This window comes from Caballeronia sp. INML2, assembly GCF_023631365.1.
Classification (GTDB): Bacteria; Pseudomonadota; Gammaproteobacteria; order Burkholderiales; family Burkholderiaceae; genus Caballeronia; species Caballeronia turbans.
Genome location: NZ_JALQDH010000172.1, coordinates 1 through 1,839, shown reverse-complemented (window position 1 = coordinate 1,839; position 1,839 = coordinate 1). Strand labels below are relative to the sequence as shown.

The window sequence follows — 1,839 nt, the reverse complement described above, 5'->3', positions numbered from 1 at the left end:
AGCGAGAGCTTCACGGCCGAGGGGTGGTTCAGAACTGGCGACCTTGGAGAGATCGTCGATAAGAACCGCAATATCCGCATTTCTGGGCGCAAAAAAGAGATCATCAATCGAGGCGGGAAAAAGTATTTCCCGCGAGAGATCGAAGACCTGCTGTACGAGCACGAAGCCTTTCTGCAGCTTGCAGTTGTCGGCGTGCCTGACGCTCGCCTTGGCGAACGGAACTGCTTATGCGCAGTTCTCAAGCCAGGCGCCCAGATCACTCTCGACGCGATCATCGCCATGATAAAAGGTCGGGTTGCCGATTACAAATTGCCGGAGGAACTGGTGATACTCAATGAATTCCCGATGACTCCAACGGGAAAAATTCGTCGTGCCGAGCTACTCAAGCAACTCAGTGCACGCGTTGGTTGACCGGCATGAGGCAGTCTTGATTGACAAGCAGGCGGTTCGCAGCGCCGACGCGCGGGTCGGCGCCATGCTTGAGTAACTGAATCGACATGATTGAAAACTTTGATCCACCCTGGTTCTGGTCCCAACCGTAGTTGAGTGTAGGTGAAGAACTGCTGCGTTGGATTGTCCGCCCGCGCGACCTGAACCGGCGTCAGGTGACTACGAGGCCGCGCGGTGTCGTACTCATACGCCATTCTTCATCAGCCGCTCGGCGTGGCGCATTGAGACGAACCAATGCTCGTTCAGCATGCATCCAACACCATGCCGCCAATTCTGGCCCGTTGTCGACCGAAATGTTGGCCGGTGGCGGAAAATTCAATGCGCCGCTCACCTTGTCCAATACCAACCCGAGTCGTTGGCCGAATTAAGGGTCGACAACGCCGCCCTGAAGGACCTGCAGGCTCAATATAGCAAGCGAACAGGCCTAGCGCGATCCAGCCAAAGTATCGATGACCGAACGCAACATGGGATGTTACGTGACGGTCGGTAGGGATTCGCGATCGCTGATTTACTACGATTCACACCTCTCTGACCGGCTGACCTATGTTCGGCGGTTTCGATGCCTGAACGTGCTCGACGACTAAATGTGCGAACGCCTGGTCATCGAAGGTTGGACCGGAGTGTGCCTACCGAATGTTCGTGTCGGCGGCCAAGGCCGGTTACGGCCTGGAAGATGATACGTCTGTAGTCAGGATTTTCGACGACGCAGCACAACTGCGAGCGCTCACGAGTCGGTAGATTTGGTCGTCCTTACTCTCTGATCTTGGGGTCTTTACGGATGCAAATCGCGGCGCTTGCACATTGACAGCAAGTGTTCCACTGCTATACTGAAATTCATGGTGACTGAGCGCTCAGTTTAATGGCTGATAGGGAGGCGTTGATGGATCGGTTGGTTCACAAGACTGCATTTATAGCGGGCGGTGGGAGCGGCATCGGTGCAGCAGCGGCGTTGCTATTCGCGAGAGAAGGATGCGGAGTTGCAATAGGCGATCGCGATGTAACCGCCGCGCATCGGATTGCCGATGAGGTCAATCGCGCGGGTGGCGAGGCGATCGTATTCGAGTTAGATGTGACGCGCGAAGACAGCGTCCGAGGAGCGATTACGGGGGCTGTCTCCGCCCTAGGTGGTTTGGATGTGCTCTACAACAACGTGGGCGGATCTGCAGTCAAAGACGGGCCAGTTACTGAAGCTTCAGCAGAAGAGTTCTGGCGTTGCATCAATGTGGATTTGTTTGGCACTTGGCTGGGCTGTCGCCATGGCATTCCGGAGCTGGTGCGACGCGGGGGAGGCTCCGTAATTAACACCTCTTCAGTTCTTGCACTGATAGGTTCGCCGAACAAGGATGCCTACACAGCCGCCAAGGGCGCGGTCGCTGCACTGACGCGATC

Annotated in this window: 2 protein-coding genes; both read left to right on the top strand. The window is 56.1% G+C overall.

The genetic code is table 11. From position 1 onward, the window contains the following. A partial coding sequence (locus NCT32_RS36785) for a class I adenylate-forming enzyme family protein (protein ID WP_250491542.1) occupies positions 1–411 on the top strand: 411 nt, incomplete at its 5' end. Positions 412–1,330: 919 nt separating this feature from the next. Then, positions 1,331–1,839 (top strand): SDR family NAD(P)-dependent oxidoreductase (locus NCT32_RS36780; protein ID WP_250491541.1); only part of this gene is annotated, 509 nt, incomplete at its 3' end.